Annotated in this window: 6 protein-coding genes and 1 pseudogene; 3 read left to right on the top strand and 4 right to left on the bottom strand. The window is 63.6% G+C overall.

Translation table 11 applies throughout. The features are described 5' to 3' along the window. Nucleotides 1-68 precede the first annotated feature (68 nt). Nucleotides 69-939, bottom strand: a pseudogene (locus EOA29_RS23260) (undecaprenyl-diphosphate phosphatase). A gap of 187 nt (nucleotides 940-1,126) precedes the next feature. On the opposite strand from EOA29_RS23260, the gene EOA29_RS23255 reads away from it, so the two are divergent. Continuing rightward, entirely contained in the window at nucleotides 1,127-2,038 is a 912-nt protein-coding gene (locus tag EOA29_RS23255; protein WP_126093651.1) for a hypothetical protein, read from the top strand. Between the two features lie 26 nt (nucleotides 2,039-2,064). Here the strand turns inward: EOA29_RS23255 and EOA29_RS23250 are convergent, their stop codons facing one another. The 3 genes from EOA29_RS23250 to EOA29_RS23240 form a co-directional block, all read right to left on the bottom strand. Then, complete coding sequence (locus EOA29_RS23250) at nucleotides 2,065-2,277, bottom strand: hypothetical protein (RefSeq protein WP_126093650.1); 213 nt, start codon at nucleotides 2,275-2,277, stop codon at nucleotides 2,065-2,067. Between the two features lie 290 nt (nucleotides 2,278-2,567). After that, nucleotides 2,568-2,963, bottom strand: a complete 396-nt coding sequence (locus tag EOA29_RS23245) for a GFA family protein (RefSeq protein WP_126093649.1) — start codon at nucleotides 2,961-2,963, stop codon at nucleotides 2,568-2,570. Between the two features lie 137 nt (nucleotides 2,964-3,100). Continuing rightward, nucleotides 3,101-3,349 (bottom strand): ParB N-terminal domain-containing protein, encoded by a 249-nt coding sequence (locus EOA29_RS23240; RefSeq protein ID WP_126093648.1) that lies wholly within the window; start codon nucleotides 3,347-3,349, stop codon nucleotides 3,101-3,103. Nucleotides 3,350-3,499: 150 nt separating this feature from the next. Between EOA29_RS23240 and EOA29_RS23235 the strand changes: the two genes are divergently transcribed. Both EOA29_RS23235 and EOA29_RS23230 read left to right on the top strand, forming a co-directional pair. Continuing rightward, nucleotides 3,500-5,137 (top strand): N,N-dimethylformamidase beta subunit family domain-containing protein, encoded by a 1,638-nt coding sequence (locus EOA29_RS23235; protein ID WP_126093647.1) that lies wholly within the window; start codon nucleotides 3,500-3,502, stop codon nucleotides 5,135-5,137. A 1-nt stretch (nucleotide 5,138) separates the two neighbouring features. Then, nucleotides 5,139-5,584: aminotransferase class III-fold pyridoxal phosphate-dependent enzyme (locus EOA29_RS23230; protein ID WP_145969755.1), on the top strand; the 446-nt coding region annotated here is incomplete at its 3' end.

Here is a 5,584-nt window from a genome sequence, read left to right as displayed (position 1 = left end):
CCCCAAATCGTTCGGGGAGCAGTGAATCACGCTCCAAACAACCGCGCCAGTACTTCTTCAACAGCCTGCTAAGTCAACCAGCCGACGGCGACGCCGATCAGCAGCACGACGCCGAGCAGGCCGCGATAGATGACAAAGGGCCAGGCGGAAAAGCGCTCGAGCACGCGCATCAGCCCCCATATGGCGAAGAAGGCCGAGATCGAGGCGACGACGAGGCCGACGGCCAGGACCGACCAGCCATAGGCGCCGAGGTGGATCTTGTGCAGTTCCCAAAGCTCCTTGAGCCCGGCGAGCGCGATCGCCGGCAGACCGAGCAGGAAAGAGAGGCGCGCCGCCTCCGGGCGGGCGAAACCCAAACCCAGCGCGGCTGTCAGCGTCGATCCCGAACGCGAAACGCCGGGGATCAAGGCACCGACCTGGGCGACGCCGACAAGCAGCGCGTCGAGTATCGAAGCCTGGTTGAGCGTGAGCATGTGCTTGGCATAGATCTCGGAAAGCGCGAGCAGGATCGCCATGACGATGCAGGCCCCGCCGATGACGCTCAGGCTCCGCAGCGGCGAATTGCAGGCGTTGAGAACGCCTGAAAGCGCAAGGCCGGCGATGACGATCGGAATGGTCGCCAGCACGATGCTGATCGCCAGGCGGAAATACCGGTCGCCGAAATCGCGGCGGACGATCGCCGACAGCGAACCCAGCGTGACATCCCGGACATCGCTCCAGAAATAGCTGACGACCGCGGCCAATGCCGCAAGCTGCATGGCGGCCGAGAAGGCAGAGCCGGGATCCTGCCAGCCGAGCACGGCGGGCACGACGCGCATATGCGCCGTCGACGAGATCGGCAGCAATTCGGTGATGCCTTGAACGATGCCGAGAAACGCCACTTTGGCATAACCCAGGCCAAAAGCCGGTATCCAGTCCCTGCGTGCAGACGTCGGTCATCCCGATCCTTTCCCCAGAACAAAGTGAATCGTCATTGGCAAAGCCCCTCAAGGACAGCCTTAACCGCGCGATACCAGGAATCCAACTCACGGATTTGTAAGGTGCCGCTAATCCTGCTTGACAATGGGCCCTTCCATATTATCATTCGCTAATCTTACGCTGTAAGGTAAATCGGAGGAGGACTACCATGTCGACCGCCGCCCTCTGGGAACTGCAGGCCGTCGTGCCACCGGAAACCCACATTCCCGAAATTTCGATCGAGGAGGTCTCGCGCGATCTGAGCCGTGCCATCGAGCGCGCCGAGGTCAATGCCTGGCTCGACCTCTACGACGCTGCGCCCGCCGATTTCGCCGCGCGGCATGGCCTGGCGATTGCCCGCGACGGCGACCTCGTCTGGACCACTTGCGCGACGATCCCGTTCATCCATTTCAACTGCGTCAAGAACATCGGCGTCGACGGTCCCGCCTCGGAGGAACAGGTCGACGCGCTGCTCGCGCACTACCGCGCCGCCGGCATCTTGCGGCCGTGGTTCTATACGAACCCGCATACCGAGCCGTCGCGGCTGAGATGCTGGCTGGAAGCCCGCGGGCTGCAGCATCAGAGCGGCTGGGAACGCATCTTTCGCGATGCGACGCCGCCGGCGGCCGAACCGCTCTTCCCAACCGACGATGTATCGGTCGAAGAGGTCACCGCCGAAACGGCTCCGCAATGGGCCTCCTTCATCGACGGCAAGTACAGGCTGCCCACCTCTCCTTGGCTCGTTGCACTGGTCGGCCGCAAAGGCTGGCATCACTACATGCTGAAACGTGATGGCGCGGTGGCTGCTGTGCGCTCACTGTTCATCTCAGACGGCGCCGCCTGGAGCGGCATCGACGCGCCGGTGCCGGGCATCATGGCGCCGAGCTTCGACCTCGACGCCATGCTTGGCGAAAGGCTGGTCCGCGACGGCATCGCCGCCGGCGCGAAACTGTTCGTCGCAGACATCGAGGCGCCGCGCCCCGACCGCGACGGTCCGGCCTACCGCAACTACGCCCGGCTCGGTTTCAGGATCGCCTATTTCCGCAGCCATTACAGCTATTTGCCGGCAAATTCGAGCTGACACGGGTTATGGCCAAGCCAACCAACCTAGCGGTGCAGCCACTGCTTTATGCAGCTTCTCGCCACCACGTGCGCCGGCGGCAAGGCCGGCTGGTCGATGCGGGAATCGTCGGCCGCCCGGTCGCGAGCCTTTTCCAGGAGCAGGCGAAGCTCGGCCGGACGCACCCGGTCGCGTTCCATCACGAGCTGGATCATCGGGTCGTTCAAAAGCTCGTCCAGGGTATTGATGCTCTCGCTCATCCGTCGCCTCCTCGATGCCTCCCGCATGGCGCTTAGATAAGCAGCCAAAGATGGCCCGCCAATGACGCTTTGCCGGCTATCTCGTGAATCGAAGATGAAATTTTTGTGCAGTTTTCCCCTTCTCCCCTTGTGGGAGAAGGTGTCGCCGAAGGCGACGGATGAGGGGTACTGGACGGAGTGAGGGGATGGAGGTTCAGGCGCGATAATCGCCCGTGCCCCATTCCTTCCAACACCCCTCATCCGTCTCGGCGCTGCGCGCCGATCCACCTTCTCCCACAAGGGGGAGAAGGTTAGACTGGCGGCGCGCCCTCAAATTGCGGCAACCCATCATCGAGCTGCACCCAGGGCTGTTTGGAAGTCGTCCAGAAATGCATGTCGGGCTTGAACACGGACGGATCGTCGAGCGAACCGGAGGTGACGCCGAGGATGCCCCGTGAATCGCGCCGCGAAAACATCGTCGTGCCGCAGGCTGCGCAAAAACCGCGCTTGAGGTCCGGCGATGAATTGACCGTCGTCAAAGGCCCTTCGACGGTCACGTCGTCGATGCGGAACAGAAGGCGCGCGTTGAAGGCCGCGCCGATCGCCTTCTGGCAGATCCGGCAATGGCAGACGCGCTCGTTGATCGGTTCAGCCTCGGCGCGGTAGCGCACCGCTCCGCATAAGCATCCGCCCTGGTATTTCGTCATGGCAACACCTGCTTCGTGGAAATCCAAGCGTGGTAGTAGCGGCCGGCATCGCAGCGTCAATTGAAAAGCATTGATGGAATACGATCGGTTGCCGTGATGCGGTGACGCTGCTGCGGTAGAGACCCAAGCGACAAGAATCAGTGGCGGCGCGCCTGAACGAGATAGGCATCGATGGTGGTCTCGCCGAGCCATTTGGCGGCTTCGAGCCGGTGTAGTCCCTCGACCAGCACATGGCGCTTGCCGTCGTGACGCACCTGGATCGGCGTCTTCATGCCGTTCTCGAGAATGTCTTCGGCGAGACGGCGCACGGTCTCGGGATGCAGCGTCTTGCGCCGCGCCGCGGGCACGTAGATGTCGTCGACCTTGACCTTTTGCACGTACAGCATGTCGGCTCCCGGCGTTGAAACATCGCCTGAGAATGAAATAGTCCGTCTGCCGGATATCGCCAAGCGTAAGCGCTCGCTGGCCCGATCGTTTCCATTTGACGCTTGGCCAGCCAATGGTCTCAATGGCAGCGTCTTGGCTTCAGGTGTTCTTTGACGCGATTGCCCGCTGAATTCCCCGATTTCGGGCTGACGCCCGAGCAGCGCCGCGAGGCTGTGCGCGGCCATTATTACGAATGGCCGGGAATGGATGGCCGCCGCGGCGAGATCTGGTGCTACAGCGACCGTTTCTCCTATCGCCCCGGTGAAACGGTGGCGCTGCATGTCAGCTCAACGGCGCCGCGATTCAGCATCGTTGTCGTCCGCGATGGGAGAACCGAGACGAAGGTCTTCGAGGAAGTGGGCCTGTCGGCGCGATGGCAGGACACGCCGGACCAATGCTCGGTTGAAGGCTGCGGCTGGGAAGCGTCGTTCGAATTTCGTATCGGCGAGGATTGGCCGTCGGGGGCCTATCGCGTCACGCTCTCGGCCGACGGCGGTGATGGTGAGCCGATCCTTAGCCACCATCTGTTCATCGTCGCGCCCCTGCCCGGCCGCAGGCCCAGTCGCCTGCTGCAGGTCGCCGCGACCGGCACCTGGACGGCCTACAACACCTGGGGCGGCTCCAATCATTATCAGGGCATCACCGGCCCGAACCGCGATCAATACGCAACTATGGTGTCGACACAGCGCCCCTGGTGCCGCGGCTTCGTGGTGCTGCCCAAGGAGGCGCCGCGCGTGCCGATCGAGGTTGCGATACCGCCGAAGACCGTGCCGCGCTATCCGCATATGGAATGGGCCTTCGCCACCGGCCATTCGAAGAAATACGCCTCTTCCGGCTGGGCGAGCTATGACAGCCATTTCTTCCGCTTCGCCGAGCGCGCCGGCTATGCAATCGATCTTGCCAGCCAGCACGAATTGCATTTCTCGCCCGAAATCCTCGATGGCTACGACTGCGTCGTCTTCAGCGGCCATGACGAATACTGGACCTGGGAGATGCGCGACGCCGTCGACCAATATGTCGAGCGCGGCGGACACGCGGCCCGCTTCGCTGGCAACTTCATGTGGCAGACCAGGCTGGAGGACGAGGGCCGCCGCCAGGTCTGCTACAAATACCGCGCCCGCGCCGAGGACCCCGCCTATCGCGGCGACGTGACGCGCGCCACCAACTCCTGGGAGGCGCCGGAGATCGGCCGCCCAGGCAGCGCCACCTTCGGCCTCAACGCGACGCGAGGTGTCTATGCCGGCTGGGGCGGCTGCGCGCCGCGCGGCGTGCGCGGCTTTCCCGTCTATCGGCCGGAGCATTGGGCGTTTGCCGGCACCGGCATCTATTATGGAGACCTGCTCGGCGCCGACAGCCATGTCTATGGCTATGAGGTCGACGGGCTCGACTTCGAAATCCGCGGCGGCCTGCCCTACCCGACGGCGACCAGCGGCGCGCCGGATGGCCTGCAGGTGCTGGCCGTCGGCATGGCGAGCCAGGTCGAGGAAAGCGCCGACATCCCGATCGAGGATCAGTTCCTTACCGACGAGGACGGGCGCTTCACCGCCGAGACGCTTTTCGGCGAGGCGAGCGATGCCAATCTCGACAAGGTCAAGCGCGGCAACGGCATGATTGTCAACTTCCCCCGCGGCAAGGGCGAAGTCTTCCATGCCGGAAGCTGCGAATGGGTCGCCGGCCTGCTAAGGCAGGACGCGATGGTCGAACGCGTGACCAAAAATGTTCTCGACCGCTATCTCGGAAAGACCTGACATGCCGAAACTGGAAGTGCAGCCCTCTCCGCAAGCCGAAGCGCGGCCGACGTCGCATCTGTTCTATCTCTCCAGCCTGCGCCGGCCGCTGGTCGACCGCGCCGAGGGCATCTATTTCTGGACCAAGGACGGTCGCCGCTTCATCGACGGCTCGAGCGGGCCGATGGTCGCCAATATCGGCCACTCCAACCGCAACGTGCTCGAAGCCATGAAGCGGCAGATGGACAAGACCACTTTCGCCTACCGGCTGCATTTCGAGAACGAGCCGGCGGAAGAACTCGCGCGGAAGCTCGCCAGCAAGCTACCGGCCGGCATGGACCGTATCTTCTTCGTCTCCGGCGGCTCCGAGGCGACCGAATCCTGCATAAAGCTTGCCCGGCAATGGGCGGTCGCCACCGGCCGGCCGAAGCGCTGGAAGGTGATCGCCCGCTTCCCCTCCTATCACGG

Origin of the sequence: Mesorhizobium sp. M1E.F.Ca.ET.063.01.1.1 (assembly GCF_003998155.1) — a bacterium.
Classification (GTDB): Bacteria; Pseudomonadota; Alphaproteobacteria; order Rhizobiales; family Rhizobiaceae; genus Mesorhizobium.
This window is presented reverse-complemented; position numbering and strand designations above follow the sequence as displayed.